Here is a 14,688-nt window from a genome sequence, read left to right on the forward strand (position 1 = left end):
ATACGAGCGACGGTTCCCTAAGCCCTTCGCACCCGGCAGTCGCGTTCGGGAAGCCAAACCCGTGTCAGGGGGCGCTGCTCTCGCCGCACCGACGCTTCGAGGGCAACTCTTAATTCCCGGGCCAGACAAGGTGACGTAGTCGTATGGGCTTATCTCCGCCACTCATCTCTCTCGCCCTTCGGGGGCTTCTCGATATCGGTGACCCAGCCGCGTTCTCGGCTGTCGCCGAGCGATCACTCCGGCGTGTGTTCGCCGACAGTGGGACCCCCCTGCCGAGTACAGTCCTCCAGATGGTGCCGATCAACGACACGACGGTCACGATTGCGGGTGCGATCGCCGTCCTCCTGTTGATCGGCTTTTCGGCGTTCTTCTCCTCCTCGGAGATCGCGATGTTCTCGCTGGCGAAACACCGCGTCGACTCGCTCGTCGAGGACGGCGTCCCGAACGCGGAGACGGTGTCCGATCTCAAATCGAACCCGCATCGCCTACTCGTGACGATTCTGGTCGGTAACAACATCGTCAACATCGCGATGTCGTCGATCGCCACGGCCATCGTCAGTATCTACTTCGACCCCGGCGCCGCGGTGTTAGCCTCGACGTTCGGCATCACGACGCTCGTCCTGCTGTTCGGCGAGAGCGCGCCGAAGTCCTACGCCGTCGAGAACACCGAGTCGTGGGCGCTCCGGATCTCGCGGCCGCTGAAGTACTCCGAGTACGTCCTGCTCCCGCTTGTCGTCGTCTTCGACTACCTCACGCGCGTGATCAACAAGGTGACCGGTGGTCGCTCCGCCATCGAGACCTCTTATATCACCCGCGACGAGATTCAGGACCTCATCCAGACCGGCGAGCGCGAGGGCGTGATCGAAGAAGAAGAACGGGAGATGCTCGATCGGATCTTCCGCTTCAATCAGACGATCGTCAAGGAGGTGATGACCCCGCGACTCGATATGACGGCCGTCGCGAAAGACGCCACCATCGACGAGGCGATCGAGACGTGCGTCCAGTCCGACCACGAGCGCGTGCCCGTCTACGAGGGGAACCTCGACAACATCATCGGGATCGTCACGATCCGAGACCTCGTGCGCGAGAAGCATTACGGCGAGGGCACCGCGTCGCTGATCGACATCGTCCAACCCACGCTGCACGTCCCCGAATCGAAGAACGTCGACGAACTGCTGACGGAGATTCAGGACAACCGCCTGCGGATGGTGATCGTCATCGACGAGTTCGGGACGACCGAAGGACTCGTCACCTTGGAAGATATGGTCGAAGAGATCGTCGGCGACATCCTCGAAGACGACGAGGAAGAGGCGTTCGAGTACGTCGACGACCGCGAGACGCTCGTCCGTGGCGAGGTCAACATCGACGAAGTCAACGAAGCCCTCGGCCTCGACCTCCCGGAGGGTGAGGAGTTCGAGACGCTGGCCGGGTTCGTCTTCAACCGCGCCGGCCGCCTCGTCGAAGAGGGCGAGGAGATCACCTACGACGGGATCACTATCCGGATCGAACAGGTCGACAACACCCGGATTATGAAGGCGCGGATCACGATCCCCGAAGAGCCGGTCATCGAGGAGGAGGACGACGACGTCGAGAGCATCGAGGCGGATTCCGAGTCGCCACCGCCGGAGTGACACCGTCGCCCCGGGCGAGGGCGGTTACAGAAGGAATTCCAATCCGGTGAAGGCCCCGTACGCGACGCCGAACGCCAGCGCGAGAGATCCCACCCAAGCCAGAGCCGTCTTGAGCATCTTTTCGCGGCTCACGCCTGCGCCGCCGGCGGCGTATCCGCTTCCGATGATCGCGCTGACGATGATCTCGTTGAACGAGACCGGAATCCCGAGGGCGACCGCCGTCTGGGCGATTGCGAACGACGGGATCATCGCGGCGATCGATCGGCGCGGCCCGAGCGAGGAGTAGTCCTGCGAGAGGGCCTTGATCATCCGCGGTGCGCCGGTCCACGACCCCACGAGGAGGCCGAGACCGCCGCCCACCAGGAGTGCCGGGAGCGGGACGGACACCGAACCGAGGAGGGGGACGAGCGGCCCGATCGCGAGGCCGACCTGGCTCCCGCCGGCAGAGAACGCCACCAACCCGCCGAGAACGAGCAGGAACCGACGCTGCCCCTGCGCGAGGTCTCGGACCACCTCGCGTCGGACCAACGCGACGGAGACGCCGACGAACAGTACGGAGACGGCTGCGACGCCGAGCTCGACGTTGAGGACCGGGAGGACCAGCGGCGGGGTCGCGGCCGCGCCGACCTCCGCCAGCGACCGACCGGATTCGCCGCCGAGCACGGCGAATCGGATGTTCGCGACCAGCAGGCCGACCACGCCACCGAGTGCGGGGACTGCGACCGTCTCGGGGATCGATTCCTTGCGGAGCAACCGCGCCGTTCCGTAGGCGATCCCGCCGCCGACGAACGGCGTCAACACCCACAGCGCTGCGATCTCCTGGTACTTCGCGATCGCCGGACCGCCGCCGGCGGCGAGGCCGACGCCGACGACCGCCCCGGTGACGGTGAACGCGGTCGCGATCGGGTACCCGGCGAAGACGCCGATCGCGACCAGCGCGGCCGCGACGATGAGCGCGACGGTCGAGGCTGTGGCCGTCAGCACGGACCCGACGACCAGTTCGGTCCCGACGGCCTCCGTGACGTTCGCTCCCTGGAGAACGGCCCCGGCGAGACCGAGCACGCCGACGATGAACCCGGCGCGCATCACCGAGATCGCGTTCGCGCCGACGGCGGGAGCGAAGGGCGTCGATCCCGACGACCCCGCACCGATCGACCACGCCATAAACAGGCTCGCCAGCGCGGCGACGACGAGCGTCGCGAGGACAGCGGACGCGACCATCCGGCTTACTTCCCCCGGTACCCTTCGTCGAAGCCGTCTCGGAGTCCCGTCAGCGTCCGCCGCACGAACAGGTACGCGAAGAAGACGAAGGCGAGGAGAAACGCCACGAGAAGGATCAACGCCGGGTTCGACGCCACGAAGTCGACGGCGACGTCGATCTGGGCTGGATCGCCACCGGCTTCGACCGGACGCGATCGGCCGACGAGTCCCGGCTGACGGGGTGTCATAGGCCTCGCTTTCCCCGGCGTTGCTAAAGGCGTTTCGCCGTCGCGGCGCTGTCGGTCCTGTCGGCGCTCGGGACACCTCGCCCCGTCAACCGAGCCCCCGTCGGCCGGGGAAGCGGTGACCGAACGACCGACACGGGCGAGGGGGAAGACTCATCACACACGCGTCGGAATCCTCGCGAAGAGATGGCCGATCTCCTGCCCTCCCGGCCAGAGATCTCCGACGACGACAAGGAACCGCGCGTCGTCGGACTCGACAGCGACGACGTCGACGACCTCCTCGCCGCGATCTCCTCTGAGACGGCGCGGCAGGTGCTCTCGGAGATCCACGAGGAACCCGGGCCGCCCTCCGACCTCGCCGACCGTATCGACACGTCGATCCAGAACGCGCAGTACCACCTCGACCGCCTCGAATCCGCGGGCCTCATCGAACCGGCCGGCACGGCCTACTCCGCGAAGGGTCGAGAGATGACCGTCTACGCCCCCTCGGACCAGGCGCTCGTCGTCGTCGCGGGGAACGAAGACGACACCAGCGGACTCCAGTCGGCACTCACGCAACTACTCGGTGGCCTCGGCGCCATCGCTCTGGGGAGTGTCGTCGTCGATCGCCTCGCACGAACCGGCGTCGGCCCGGATCTGGCACCCACGGCTGGGTCCGGCGGGGCCGACGGGGGTGCGAGCACCGCCGGTGCCGACGGCGGCGCCACCAATCTCAGCGAGCAGGGGACCGCCGAACCGAGCGCGACGCCGACGCCAGACGCCGAGACGGCGGCCGCGACCGAGACTGGTGACGACGGCATCAGCATCGCAGAAGCGACTGACACGCCGACAGAGTCGGCGGCGGAGACGGCGACGCCGACCCCACAGCCCGAATCGACGGAGCCGGCGGCGACTGCGACCGAGACGGCGACGCAAATTGCGACCGATCAGGTCCAGACCGCGGCGGCGACCACGCAGGCCGCAGGCGACGGCGTGGGTCCGCTCGACGCGATCGGGTCCGCGATCGGCGGGGTTCCGCCCGGCGCGCTCTTCTTCCTCGGCGGGGTCGTCGCGCTCTCGTTCGTCGCGCTGGTCTGGCGGCAGTAGTCCCCGCTGCTGTCGAGACGATAAAATCGGTCTTTCAGTCTACGTCGGCTATTTTATCATCCCGTCCACAGGATATACTGAGGGCCGAAGCCCCGCCGGACCGCCGGCCAGCAGCCATCACCCGGCTCCCCCACCCTTCCGGGTCACGACTCGCCGCACTCGCTCCCTGCCCCCTCCACATCGCGGCGATTGGCCAGTCCCGGCCACTGGCTCCGGCCTGCGCCGATTCTTTTCGATCGACCGCTCACTCAGTCGCGGTCTCTCGCGTCACTGCCGCCGGACTGTCCCGTTTCCCTCCACCACGAACGACTCGAACACCTCGCCGTCGACGGTGACGAGTCGCCCCTCGACGCCGCCCGCGGGTCGTCGCTCGAGTTCCGCGTGCGCGGCGCGATTCCCCCGTGGCTGGGCGTGACTGCCCGGGTTGAGGAGGACGACCTCGTCACTCGGATCGTAGGTGGGTCGGTGACTGTGTCCGAAGAGCACCACGTGGGCGGCGCGTTGGCGGCCGAACAGCGACAGTGCGGTCGGCCCGCCGCGCCGGGTGTGCGTCATCGCGAAGGTCAGCCCGCCGAACGTGAACGAGCGCGCCTCAGGAAGCCGGTTGCGGATCCCGCCGTCGTCGTTGTTGCCGGTGACGCCGAGCAGTCGGTCGGCTTCGGACTCGAAGTCGTCCAGGACGGATTCGCGCATAAAGTCCCCCAGGTGTGCGACGATGTCTGCCTCGCGGACGGCCCGGAGGGTCCGCCCCGTGAGCCGATGAGAATCAGTACTGTGTGTGTCAGAGACGACGACGAGCATAGCCGCCGTAAGTCACCCGGAGACAAGAAGTGCCCGACGGAATCCCCCTGAACGCACCGCGGTGCAAATCACTTTATCCCTCTCGCCAGAGAGGATCCGTATGGCCGGAAGCAGAGGCGTCGTCCTCGCAGCGCTCGTCGCAAACGGTGCCATCGCGATCCTGAAATTCCTCGCGTTTCTCCTCACCGGCAGCCCCTCGATGCTCTCGGAGACGTACCACTCGATCTCCGATACGGGCAATCAGGTGTTCCTGCTGCTCGGGATCCGCTACAGCAACAAAGCGGTGAGCCGCGAACACCCGTTCGGCTACGGGAAGGCACAGTTCTTCTATTCCTTTCTGGTCGCCGTCCTGCTGTTCGGTATCGCGGGCTGGGAGTCGGTCAAACACGGCTACGACGCCATCGTTCACGGTGGTCACGGGGCGGCCGGGCCCGTCTCAGTCGCCGGGGTGACGTTCCCCTCGTGGTACGTCAGCGTCGTCGTCCTCTTCGGGGCGATCGGCTTCGAGAGCTACGCGTTCGCGAAGGCGAACAAGGAACTCAGACGCCAGATCAACCACTACGAGTGGGACGGCCTCCGCGACGCGTTCCGGAAGACCAGCGACGTGACGACGCTGACAGCGTACACTGAAGACACGATTGCGCTGCTCGGCGCGGGGATCGCGCTCGTCGGGATCCTGCTCTCGAAGGCGACGGGGAACGAGATCTACGACGCGATCTCGGCCCTGATCATCGGCCTCCTGCTGATGGGATTCGCCCTCGCGTTGGCGTGGGAGAACAAACGGCTGATTCTCGGTGAGAGCCTCCCGGCGGAGATCGAGACCGAACTCAAGACGGCGATCGAGGCCGCTCCGCAGGTCGTTCACGTCGACACGTTCCGAACGGTCTACGTCGGCCCGCAGGACGTACTCGTCACCACCGACGTGAGTTTCGTCCCGGAGACCGAAGCCACCGATCTCGACGGACTGATCGACGATATCGAATCACGTCTCGTCGAGGTCGACGACCGGGTCAAACACGTGTATATCGAACCCGAGGTCTGAGTCGCTCACCCCGATTCGACGACCGCATCGATCCGGTCGATCGCGTCGTCGATGTCTTCCGAATCAACGTCCAGATGGGTGCAGAACCGCGTCACGTAGTCGCCGTGGGCCCCACCGCGGACGCCGGCGTCCTCGCACTCGGCGACGAACGTCTCCGCGTCGATCCCGAGGTCCGCAGTGTCGACCTGCACAATGTTCGTGTCCGGTTCCGGCACGCGGAGCCCGTCGATCTCCCGCAACCCCGCTGCGAGACGGGCCGCGTTCGCGTGATCGACCCCGAGCCGCTCGACGTTCTCCAGCGCGAGCAGTCCCGGCGCAGCGATCAGGCCCGCCTGCCGCATCCCACCGCCGAACAGCTTTCGATCCCGTCGCGCGGCGTCGATGAAGTCGGCGTCGCCGGCGAGAATCGATCCGACGGGCGCGCCGAGCCCCTTCGAGAGGCAGAACAGCACGGAGTCGACCTCGCTGGTCATCCGCTCCGGATCGACGTCGAGGGCGACGCACGCGTTGAACAGGCGCGCGCCGTCGAGGTGGACGGGGACGTGCCGGTCGTGGGCCGCGTCCGCGACGGCCGAGAGCGCCTCCGGGGGAGTCGCGACACCGCCCCGTGCGTTGTGCGTGTTCTCGAGGGTAAGCAGTCCGGTCCCCGGCCGGTGCAGACTCTCGTCGACGTACGTCGATTCGAACTGTGCGGGGGTCGGGACCGCGTTGTCGGCGTCGACCGTGCGAGGCTGGAGCCCAGACAACTGCGCGAGGCCGCCGAGTTCCCATCGGTAGATGTGTGACTCCCGGTCGAGGACGACTTCCTCGCCGCGCTCGCCGTGGACGTGCGCGGCGATCTGGTTCCCCATCGTCCCCGTCGGCACGTACAGCGCATCCTCGAATCCGACGGCCGCTGCAGCCGCGGCTTCCAGGTCGTTCACCGCCGGATCCTCACCGTAGACGTCGTCGCCGACGTCGGCGTCGGCCGCCGCCTCACGCATTGCCGTAGAGGGGCGGGTCACCGTATCACTCCGGAGATCGATCGCCATACGCCTTCGTCGCGGGCGAGCACAAAGAAGTCGCGGATCCGGTTGAAACAGAGCGAGCCGGCTACCCGAGCAGGAACTTCGCGATCCTGGTGTCCGCGAGGTCCAGTTGCTCGAGGTAGGCGTCGAGGCCGAGGATCCGGCCCGCGCCGAGCGTCGCGATGGTCACGAAGAGCAGCAGGCCCATCAGGTCACCGTTGACCAGGCCGTGCGCCCAGTCGGCGTTTCCGAGGTAGAAGAACACCATCAGGAGGACCCCGAAGAACGAGGCCAGTCTGACGAGTGCGCCGACCACGAGTCCGAGGCCGATGAGGAACTCTCCGGCCGGGATTGCGAAGTTCGTGAACTCCATCAGCCACGGTGTCCCCGCCGCCCACGCGAAGAAGCCGTGTATCGGGCTCCCGGCGGTTCCCTGCAGCAGGTAGCCGCTCGCGTCGAAGGGCTCGCCCGACACGAAGGCGAACTTCGTGAAGCCCGCGTGGAGGAACCAGTACCCGGTCACGACTCGAAGGATTGCGAGCCAGTAGCCGGCGACTGTGCCCCCTAGATCGAAGTTGAGGATGTCGTCGAACGTCGTTTCAGTCGCCGCCTGCGTTGGGGTTGTAGTCATCGTCTTTCACCTTACAATTGAACTGTCGCCCCCCGAGCGGATATAACGGGAACGTGGTTCTCATCGGCCCGGAAACGGAGGCTGCGTGTGTCACGCACGGTCCCCAGACGCGGTGCCGGCGGGGCCGACCCCCCGCCCGGTCTTTTTGTACGGGTGGCGCGACGTGACGCGTATGACAGGAGACGACCTGGAACTCGGAATTCACCCGTCGGTCGACATCGTCTTTCCGCCGTCCCTGCTCCGCGAGGAACTCACAGACCTCGCGGCGGACGTCCGGATCCTGTCGGACGGCTCTGCGCTGGCCGGCCTCGATGGGGTCGTGACGTTCTCGTTCGAGGAGGCGTTTCTGTCCGCGGACCTCGAGTGGATCCACTGCATCCTCGCCGGCGTCGACGCATTCCCGTTCGAGGCACTGAAGCGCCGGGGAATCACGCTCTCGAACAGTTCGGGCGTCCACGGCGACGCGATCGGCGATACGGTTCTCGGCTATATGCTCCAGTTCGCCCGACGATTGCACATCTACCGAGATAACGAACCGACGCGCGAGTGGTACTATCCCGACTGGGACGAGACGTTCACGCTTCCGGGCGAGACCGTCTGCGTCGTCGGACTCGGGACGCTCGGCCAGGGAGTGACTGCACGCGCCGACGCGGTGGGGATGAACGTCCGGGGCGTTCGCCGGACGCCGACCCCGGTCCCGTCCGTCGACGCCGTCTTCACGCCGGATTCGCTCACCGCTGCGATCTCCGACGCCCGGTTCGTCGCCCTCACGGTCCCGCTCACCTCGCAGACTGAGGGGCTCATCGGCAGCGACGAACTCGACGCGATGCGCGAGGACGCGTACCTGCTCAACGTCGCTCGCGGCGGCGTCGTCGATCAGGATGCCCTCGTCGCGGCGCTGACCGACGGCCGAATAGCCGGTGCAGCACTGGACGTCTTCGAGACCGAACCGCTGCCCGACGACTCGCCGCTGTGGGATCTGGAGAACGTCATCGTCACTCCCCACGCCGCCGGTGCCACCGACGAGTACGCCGAACGCGTGGCCGCCATCGTCGCAGAGAACGTTCGCCGGATCCGACGCGGCGAGTCACTCGCGAACCACGTCGTCTGAGGAACCGCGTGTGTCGTCGTCGACGGAGCAGGCGCTCACGAGCGGCGTGGGACGCAGAAGGTCCGGGTGCGAGAATCGAACCGCAGTCGGACGTGCTCGCTTACTTCGTTTGCTTCGCGCGACCTCCCTGCTTCGATTCACGCTGTGCAGACCTCCGCCTCCTCGCGTTCGCTCGTCAGCAGGAAGGTCCGGGTGCGAGAATCGAACCCGCGTCTCAGCCTCCACAAGGCTGAAGGATGGTCCACTACCCTAACCCGGACACGCACCTTTCCGTACCTCCGTCGCAGTCAAATACGTTACGACTCTCCAGCGGAGTGCGCCGGTCTCACACGATCGGCCCGACCGCTCGCTGCACCGCGAGCCTTTTGCCGCCGAGTGCGCTACGGACGTCCAACCGTGGCCATCACGGACAAGATCTACCTGAAGAACCACCGGCAGATCGTCTCCCAGTTAGACGTGAATATCCCGAAGGGAGCGTTCTCCGGCGCGACAATGGACGTGCTCTACTCCGGCGAGGGACTGGCGAAACTCGACGACGCGACCCGCGATCGACTGCTGGACTTCGCTGAGGACTTCCTCGACCCGAAGAATCCCGACGACCTCTACACGGGCTATCCCGAGCGACAGTTCGTCCGCTATCTGCTGGAACTGCGCGCGCAGGGGCTCGGCCCCGACGCCATCGTCGACGTGATGAGTGACGAGTATATGCTGTACTCGTACTCCGGCGACGTGCTCTCGTTCCTCGACAGTGCGGTCCGAACGCTGGAGGCGGCCGAAACGCTCGCCGAAGTGGAGGGCAACGACGAGATGGAAGCAAAGATGCGGACGGCGCGGCGGGCGCTCTCTAAGTAACGGGCGTCCCGGGGCTCCTCAGGGCGAGTCGTCCCGCGGCCGATCTCGCGAGAGCGGCCGCTCGACCCCGTCGAGGCTATCCAAGTCGAAAGGATGGTTCTTCCGCCTCGCTCTCGTCGAGATCCTCGAGTTGGATGACCTCCTCGTTCTCGTCTTCGAGCTGCTCGCGGAGGTAGTTCACGTACCGCTTGTGCTCTTCGAGCTGCTCGCGGAGGTGGTCAGCCTCCAGTTCGAGGCGCTCGTGCTCCCTGACGAAGCTCTTCGGCACCTTGACCTTCGGTGGGAAGCTCTCCTCGTCGCCGTTGCGGAGCTGTTCGAGTTCGTGTTCGGGGACGACCTGGACTTGGCCGTCGTGGGCAACGAGCGTGTCCACGTAATCGCGGAAGACCGCCGACAGCGAGATGTCGCGTTCTTCCGCGATCTCCCGGAGCGTCTCGAACGCGTCCTCGTTGACGCGGAACGAGATGGTCTTGTTTTTGTTGCCCATTGACTTGTTCCCAGTTCGTCGGCCGATCCACTTAATGTTTCGTCAGACGTCGCCCCGAAATCCGCCGTGCCGGGGGCCGCTTACGGCTCCGGCTGGAGATCCTCGGTCGATTCGGGCGACCCGTCGGCCCCCGCACCGCCGAGGCCGAGTTCGTCACCGTCGGACTCTTCGAGGCTCTCCAGCGCCGAGACGGCCGACCTCTTGTACCGGTCGATGGGGAGGTCGTACTCTTCGCGAGCCATCCGTGCGTACTCGTTCCCCTCGTCGTCGAACGCGCCGATCCGGTCGAGGGTCCGCTCGGCAGTCTCGACGACCCAGCGATCCCGGGTCGCGGCGTCGACCACCTGGATCGATTCCGGCCGCACCGAGACGTTGACCGACCCGTCGTCGGTTTCGTACGTTCGCGGCTTGCCGACCACGGCGACGTACGCCGGCGGTTCGAGGTCCCGAAGCGTGCCCGCGGCCTCGGGCTGGTACTGCCCCGCGTAGACGAAGAACGTCCCCGTGGGGTCGACGATGCGACCGCGCCAGTACTCGCTGTCTTCGCCGACGTCGTCTTTCTCGGTCAGCGTGCCGACGAAGAACACGCGATTGGCCTTCGCTCCCGTGGGCAGCAGGAGGTAGACCGGCGCGCGGTCGTCGTCGGACTCTTTGAAGGTGAAGGCGGCGTCGTTGAACTCGTCTGCGAACACACGCCGTGCGACTTCTCGGGACGGAATCTCGTTGGAACTCATCTCAGATCGACCTCGCTTTGATCAGGACCGCTTCGGGATCGGCTGGTTCGGTGAGCCGTTCGACTTCGTCGGCTAGGACGTACCGCCCCAGCTCCGGACCGGAGACGCGGTAGTACGTCCCCAGCAGATCTTCTCGCATCTCCTCGACGACGACGGTCGTGTCGAGTGCGTCTTTCGCCATCTGCTGGGCTTCTTCGAGCGTGATCCCGGTGAGATCCTCGGTGACCTCGCGGCCCAGGATGACCTCGTGAACGGTTTCGCCGTCGTCGAGTACACCCTTGATCCGGAGGTCGAACTCGCCTTCGACGTCGCCGTGCTCCGAGCACCGACCGTTCTGGAGGACCCGCGTGCAGCCTTCCTCCGGGCAGCGCTTGATCAGACCGCTCCCCGACTGGATGTCGACGAGCGCGCCCTCGACGGTGACGGCGTCGTCGCCGACCTCGATGTCCTCGTCGAGTTGCTCGATGGTCGTCGTCCGGTTGAGCTTCACCGAGAAGTCACCCTGGTACTCGTCGGTGACGACGTTCCCCAGGCGGTAGACCGCGCCCTCCTCCAGTTCGGGGAGGTCGGAGGTCTCGAAGGCGACGAACTTCGTCCGGCCGGACTCGTCGCCGAGCAGGCCGACCTGTGCGATCGACTCGCTTCGCGGCTCCCAGAGATCGACGACCTTCGCGGTCACGTCGATCCACTGTTCGTCCTCGTCGATGTCGGCCACACGGACCTCGTCGTTACCGCCCTGACCGATCTCGTCGCGTTCGAGACCGGCCTCTTCGAGGTAGCTGTTTTCGACGGATCGGCGCGCCTCGTCGACGGGCACTCGGTACTCGTCGACGAGCGTCTCGAGTCGCTCTTCGACTTCCGAGGTCTCGACGTCTACGTGCTCTGAGAACTGTTCCGCTATCTCCGCTGCGTGTGTTCGCAGGTCTGACATGGTTGCAATCGCCTCCACCTTGTTTTCCATTGGGAGGCACACGACGGTTGGTTCCCGATCGGTAATAAACTGTCGTGACCGGGGTGAAAGTGAAACCCGTCCGCGTACTGCCGCTGTGACGTGAAACCGACCAACGGATTGATGCCATTCGCGCGCTCACCTCTATGCGATGAGCGACCGCCTCGAACGGATCCTTCGGCAGAAGTTCCGAGCGGCCGGGCGGCAGTACGCTCGGGCCCGGGACGCGTACCAAGAGGGCCGCGACGGTGAGGGGAACGGACGCGCGGACGAGGGCGTCATCCACGCGCTCCCCCGCGACGAGGAGGGTCGCGCCAAACTCGTCTGCCGTCGCGAGGCCGAGCGCCGCGCGGTCCACGTCGACGCCGACGGCACTCCGGCGTGCTTCGAGGCGGGCCACCCCGACTGTGAGGGGTGCCTCGGCGACGTCCGGGACGGCATCGTCGAGACGTGGGAATGACTGCGACCGCGACACCCGCTGAGCCCGTGGTCGCCGTCGTCCTCGCCGGCGGCACCGGATCGCGGCTGTATCCCGCCAGTCGGTCTGACCGTCCGAAGCAGTTCCTCCCGCTGTTCGAGGCGTCGTCGCTGCTGGAGCAAACGGTTTCTCGCGCACGCGACGTCGCCGACGAGGTCGTCGTCGTCACCAGAGCGTCCTACGCCGAGGGCGTCCACGAACGCGTCCCCGACGCCGACGTCCTGGTCGAACCGGCCGGTCGCGATACCGGGCCGGCGCTGCTCTACGCCACGGCCCGCGTCGACGCGGCGTTCTCGGATCCGGTGATCCTCGCGCTGCCGAGTGATCACCTCGTCGGGGCAGGCTTCGCCGCCGCCACCCGCCGGGGGACCGAGGTCGCCGCCGCGACCGACCGTCTCGTCACGTTCGGCGTCGAACCCACCCGCCCCGAGACGGGGTACGGCTACATCGAACCCGCGCGACGACCGTCGGCCACGCCCGAGTCCGACTCCGACGCTGATCTCTCCGACACGGACGCCGCGTGGGCCCCGGTCGAATCGTTCCACGAGAAACCCGACCCCGAAACCGCCGAGTCCTACGTCGCGGCCGGCCACTACTGGAACGCCGGGTTCTTCGCCTGGCGGCCGTCGGCGTTCCTGCGTGCGGCCGCGGACTCACCGATCTCGGGACCCACGGCCGCGCTCGACGCGGCCGAGCTGCCGGGGACTCTCGACACCGAATTTGGCGCCGCGGACGTCGAGGCCGCGTTCGAGTCCGTCGATCCCGTGAGCGTCGATTACGCGATCTTCGAGGTCGCAGACGACGTCGCCGTCGTCCCGGTCTCGTTCCCTTGGGACGACGTCGGCTCCTGGGACGCGTTGGCGCGGGTCGCCGACGCCGACGACGGGGGGAACGTCACCGCCGGCAACGTCGAACTCCGCACGCTGGACGCCGGCGACAACGTCGTCGCCGCCGACGAGGCGCACGTCTCACTGATCGGCGTCTCAGACCTCGCGGTCGTGACCTGGGACGACCGCGTTCTCGTCGTGCCGAAGGACCGCGCACAGGACGTCAAACGGCTCGTCCGACGGCTGAAAGCGAACGGTGAGTTCTGAGTCGCGGGAGCGCGACCCCTCAGTCGGCGGAGCGACGCACCTGCACGCGCCCGCCGGTCGTGACGCCGACGAGCAGTGACTCGCGGACCTCTCTGCCCTGGACGGCGTCCCCCGCGGCGTCGGAGATCGACTTCATCAACTCCGGGGCGGTTCGATTTACCTTCACGCCGGCTTCGTCGCACGCGTCGTACACTTCCTTCGGGACGTCGTAGAGATCTGTCCCCTCGTCGACGGAGACGCGGACCGGCGCGGCCAACGCCTCGGCGAAGGCGACCGTCTCGCGCGCCTTCTCGACGTTCCGCCGCGCACTCGACTCCACGCTGGAGACGTTCGCCCGTGACGTCCCGAGCATCGACGCGATCTTCGACTGCCGGACGCCCTGCTCTCTGAGCACGAGCACTTCGGCCTGCCGCCGCGTCAGAACGCTCTCGTCGGCGTCGAATCCGATCTCCGCGAGCGCCTCGTCGACGTCGAGCACCGACTCCGTCTCCGACGAGTCGACGCCGTCGGCGTCACGGTCCCCGGTACCGGCCGACCCGCCGGAGGTCTCTCCATCCACGCCCGACTCGGGGTCGTCCCGCTCGGCGTCGTCCATACGTCCCCGTTTGCGTCCGCGCGCAAAAAAGATACAGAAGCGATGCGGCGAGTCCGACGCCTCGCACGCCTCTCAGTCGCGATCGATCACGGCTGGTGATGTCCACAACGACGACTGTCCGTGCCGTCTCCTCCCGCGGTTCGATGGGGGCTACCCGCCCCAGAAGTTGTCTCGGCTGCCGAGTGCGGTCCCACTGTCGGGGCCGCGCCTTCGCTCGTCGTCCGAATCGTCTTCTGTGGTCTCTGTCTCTTCGTCGCCGTCGTCCGCTTGCTCCTCCTCGTCGAGCGGGAGGCGCTCGACCACCTTCTTCGCCGTCGCGTGATTCGACTTCACCCGATCGATCCGGACCACCGCGCGAGCCTCCGGCAACAGGCCGTCGATCAGGACGATGAACCCGTCGTCGGTCCGACCGACGCCGGCACCGCTCTCGTGGATGTCGTCGACGTCCACGACGACTTCCTCGCCCGGCTTGACCGGCTGGGCCTTCAGGTCGCGGATGGGCTGATCGTAGTTGTTACACCACTCGGCGCCGCCGCGGTCGCCGTAGTACTGACACCCCATCCCGTCGATCCGCTCGGAGAACCGGGGACAGTCGTCGGCTAACGGACAGTCGGACATAGCGTCGAATACTCCACGGCCTGTCTAAACGCTTGCGGGTCTGCGAGCGACGGGTGCCTGGCGCCTCCCGTCGGACCGAGGGTTCGATGCGACCGACGCGCGTTCGAAGCCGGCCACCGCAACGCTT

General features: G+C 66.7%; 17 protein-coding genes and 1 tRNA gene. 7 read left to right on the forward strand and 11 right to left on the reverse strand.

Annotated features, from left to right (window positions below):
* Positions 1-290: 290 nt before the first annotated feature.
* Positions 291-1,631, forward strand: a complete 1,341-nt coding sequence (locus tag BLU74_RS08695; protein WP_089767103.1) for a hemolysin family protein — start codon at positions 291-293, stop codon at positions 1,629-1,631.
* Positions 1,632-1,655: 24 nt separating this feature from the next.
* On the opposite strand, the gene BLU74_RS08700 is transcribed toward BLU74_RS08695, so the two are convergent.
* Together BLU74_RS08700 and BLU74_RS08705 are read right to left on the reverse strand one after the other, a co-directional pair.
* Positions 1,656-2,852, reverse strand: coding sequence for an inorganic phosphate transporter (locus BLU74_RS08700; RefSeq protein ID WP_089766892.1), 1,197 nt, complete (start codon positions 2,850-2,852; stop codon positions 1,656-1,658).
* 5 nt (positions 2,853-2,857) lie between these two features.
* A complete protein-coding gene (locus tag BLU74_RS08705) occupies positions 2,858-3,079 on the reverse strand; it encodes a DUF7859 family protein (RefSeq protein ID WP_089766893.1) in 222 nt (73 codons plus the stop codon).
* Between the two features lie 183 nt (positions 3,080-3,262).
* Here BLU74_RS08705 and BLU74_RS08710 point away from each other — a divergent pair, with 183 nt between their 5' ends.
* Positions 3,263-4,162, forward strand: coding sequence for an ArsR/SmtB family transcription factor (locus BLU74_RS08710; protein ID WP_089766894.1), 900 nt, complete (start codon positions 3,263-3,265; stop codon positions 4,160-4,162).
* A gap of 267 nt (positions 4,163-4,429) precedes the next feature.
* Here BLU74_RS08710 and BLU74_RS08715 read toward each other — a convergent pair whose 3' ends face one another.
* The gene (locus tag BLU74_RS08715) at positions 4,430-4,963 is read right to left on the reverse strand and encodes a metallophosphoesterase (RefSeq protein WP_089766895.1); all 534 of its coding nucleotides are present in this window, start codon (positions 4,961-4,963) and stop codon (positions 4,430-4,432) included.
* A 100-nt stretch (positions 4,964-5,063) separates the two neighbouring features.
* Between BLU74_RS08715 and BLU74_RS08720 the strand changes: the two genes are divergently transcribed.
* Positions 5,064-6,005 carry a cation diffusion facilitator family transporter gene (locus tag BLU74_RS08720; protein ID WP_089766896.1) on the forward strand — a complete coding sequence of 314 codons (942 nt, stop codon included), beginning with the start codon at positions 5,064-5,066 and terminating at the stop codon, positions 6,003-6,005.
* 5 nt (positions 6,006-6,010) lie between these two features.
* Here the strand turns inward: BLU74_RS08720 and BLU74_RS08725 are convergent, their stop codons facing one another.
* Together BLU74_RS08725 and BLU74_RS08730 are read right to left on the reverse strand one after the other, a co-directional pair.
* Positions 6,011-7,036, reverse strand: coding sequence for a threonine aldolase family protein (locus BLU74_RS08725; protein ID WP_089766897.1), 1,026 nt, complete (start codon positions 7,034-7,036; stop codon positions 6,011-6,013).
* A 61-nt stretch (positions 7,037-7,097) separates the two neighbouring features.
* Complete coding sequence (locus tag BLU74_RS08730) at positions 7,098-7,643, reverse strand: DoxX family protein (RefSeq protein ID WP_089766898.1); 546 nt, start codon at positions 7,641-7,643, stop codon at positions 7,098-7,100.
* Between the two features lie 172 nt (positions 7,644-7,815).
* Between BLU74_RS08730 and ddh the strand changes: the two genes are divergently transcribed.
* Positions 7,816-8,754 carry a D-2-hydroxyacid dehydrogenase gene (gene ddh, locus BLU74_RS08735; protein ID WP_089766899.1) on the forward strand — a complete coding sequence of 313 codons (939 nt, stop codon included), beginning with the start codon at positions 7,816-7,818 and terminating at the stop codon, positions 8,752-8,754.
* A gap of 186 nt (positions 8,755-8,940) precedes the next feature.
* On the opposite strand, the gene BLU74_RS08740 is transcribed toward ddh, so the two are convergent.
* Positions 8,941-9,013, reverse strand: a tRNA-His gene (locus BLU74_RS08740).
* Between the two features lie 137 nt (positions 9,014-9,150).
* Here BLU74_RS08740 and BLU74_RS08745 point away from each other — a divergent pair.
* A complete protein-coding gene (locus BLU74_RS08745) occupies positions 9,151-9,606 on the forward strand; it encodes a DUF5814 domain-containing protein (RefSeq protein ID WP_089766900.1) in 456 nt (151 codons plus the stop codon).
* A gap of 76 nt (positions 9,607-9,682) precedes the next feature.
* Here the strand turns inward: BLU74_RS08745 and BLU74_RS08750 are convergent, their stop codons facing one another.
* From BLU74_RS08750 to BLU74_RS08760, 3 genes are all read right to left on the reverse strand, one after another.
* The gene (locus BLU74_RS08750; protein WP_089766901.1) at positions 9,683-10,093 is read right to left on the reverse strand and encodes a DUF8146 domain-containing protein; all 411 of its coding nucleotides are present in this window, start codon (positions 10,091-10,093) and stop codon (positions 9,683-9,685) included.
* 80 nt (positions 10,094-10,173) lie between these two features.
* Positions 10,174-10,827 carry an RPA family protein gene (locus tag BLU74_RS08755; RefSeq protein WP_089766902.1) on the reverse strand — a complete coding sequence of 218 codons (654 nt, stop codon included), beginning with the start codon at positions 10,825-10,827 and terminating at the stop codon, positions 10,174-10,176.
* Position 10,828: 1 nt separating this feature from the next.
* The gene (locus BLU74_RS08760; RefSeq protein ID WP_089767104.1) at positions 10,829-11,758 is read right to left on the reverse strand and encodes a replication factor A; all 930 of its coding nucleotides are present in this window, start codon (positions 11,756-11,758) and stop codon (positions 10,829-10,831) included.
* 169 nt (positions 11,759-11,927) lie between these two features.
* Here BLU74_RS08760 and BLU74_RS08765 point away from each other — a divergent pair, with 169 nt between their 5' ends.
* Positions 11,928-12,236, forward strand: a complete 309-nt coding sequence (locus BLU74_RS08765) for a DUF7091 family protein (RefSeq protein ID WP_089766903.1) — start codon at positions 11,928-11,930, stop codon at positions 12,234-12,236.
* The gene (locus BLU74_RS08770) at positions 12,233-13,348 is read left to right on the forward strand and encodes a mannose-1-phosphate guanylyltransferase (RefSeq protein ID WP_089766904.1); all 1,116 of its coding nucleotides are present in this window, start codon (positions 12,233-12,235) and stop codon (positions 13,346-13,348) included. Before BLU74_RS08765 ends, BLU74_RS08770 begins: the two co-directional genes overlap by 4 nt.
* A gap of 19 nt (positions 13,349-13,367) precedes the next feature.
* Here BLU74_RS08770 and BLU74_RS08775 read toward each other — a convergent pair whose 3' ends face one another.
* On the reverse strand, positions 13,368-13,943 hold the full coding sequence (locus BLU74_RS08775; protein ID WP_089766905.1) for a Tfx family DNA-binding protein: 576 nt from the start codon (positions 13,941-13,943) through the stop codon (positions 13,368-13,370).
* A gap of 150 nt (positions 13,944-14,093) precedes the next feature.
* Entirely contained in the window at positions 14,094-14,561 is a 468-nt protein-coding gene (locus BLU74_RS08780) for a TRAM domain-containing protein (protein ID WP_089766906.1), read from the reverse strand.
* Positions 14,562-14,688: the final 127 nt, after the last annotated feature.

Origin of the sequence: Halobellus clavatus, from assembly GCF_900107195.1 — an archaeon.
Classification (GTDB): Archaea; Halobacteriota; Halobacteria; order Halobacteriales; family Haloferacaceae; genus Haloquadratum; species Haloquadratum clavatum.

Excerpts from the sequence above, each read along its gene's own strand:
- BLU74_RS08710 (WP_089766894.1), top strand. The coding sequence starts at position 3,263 with ATGGCCGATCTCCTGCCCTCCCGGCCAGAGATCTCCGACGACGACAAG.
- BLU74_RS08775 (WP_089766905.1), bottom strand. The coding sequence starts at position 13,943 with ATGGACGACGCCGAGCGGGACGACCCCGAGTCGGGCGTGGATGGAGAG.
- BLU74_RS08750 (WP_089766901.1), bottom strand. The coding sequence starts at position 10,093 with ATGGGCAACAAAAACAAGACCATCTCGTTCCGCGTCAACGAGGACGCG.
- BLU74_RS08765 (WP_089766903.1), top strand. The coding sequence starts at position 11,928 with ATGAGCGACCGCCTCGAACGGATCCTTCGGCAGAAGTTCCGAGCGGCC.
- BLU74_RS08700 (WP_089766892.1), bottom strand. The coding sequence starts at position 2,852 with ATGGTCGCGTCCGCTGTCCTCGCGACGCTCGTCGTCGCCGCGCTGGCG.
- BLU74_RS08695 (WP_089767103.1), top strand. The coding sequence starts at position 291 with ATGGTGCCGATCAACGACACGACGGTCACGATTGCGGGTGCGATCGCC.
- BLU74_RS08760 (WP_089767104.1), bottom strand. The coding sequence starts at position 11,758 with ATGTCAGACCTGCGAACACACGCAGCGGAGATAGCGGAACAGTTCTCA.
- ddh (WP_089766899.1), top strand. The coding sequence starts at position 7,816 with ATGACAGGAGACGACCTGGAACTCGGAATTCACCCGTCGGTCGACATC.
- BLU74_RS08770 (WP_089766904.1), top strand. The coding sequence starts at position 12,233 with ATGACTGCGACCGCGACACCCGCTGAGCCCGTGGTCGCCGTCGTCCTC.
- BLU74_RS08720 (WP_089766896.1), top strand. The coding sequence starts at position 5,064 with ATGGCCGGAAGCAGAGGCGTCGTCCTCGCAGCGCTCGTCGCAAACGGT.
- BLU74_RS08705 (WP_089766893.1), bottom strand. The coding sequence starts at position 3,079 with ATGACACCCCGTCAGCCGGGACTCGTCGGCCGATCGCGTCCGGTCGAA.
- BLU74_RS08715 (WP_089766895.1), bottom strand. The coding sequence starts at position 4,963 with ATGCTCGTCGTCGTCTCTGACACACACAGTACTGATTCTCATCGGCTC.
- BLU74_RS08725 (WP_089766897.1), bottom strand. The coding sequence starts at position 7,036 with ATGGCGATCGATCTCCGGAGTGATACGGTGACCCGCCCCTCTACGGCA.
- BLU74_RS08780 (WP_089766906.1), bottom strand. The coding sequence starts at position 14,561 with ATGTCCGACTGTCCGTTAGCCGACGACTGTCCCCGGTTCTCCGAGCGG.
- BLU74_RS08755 (WP_089766902.1), bottom strand. The coding sequence starts at position 10,827 with ATGAGTTCCAACGAGATTCCGTCCCGAGAAGTCGCACGGCGTGTGTTC.
- BLU74_RS08730 (WP_089766898.1), bottom strand. The coding sequence starts at position 7,643 with ATGACTACAACCCCAACGCAGGCGGCGACTGAAACGACGTTCGACGAC.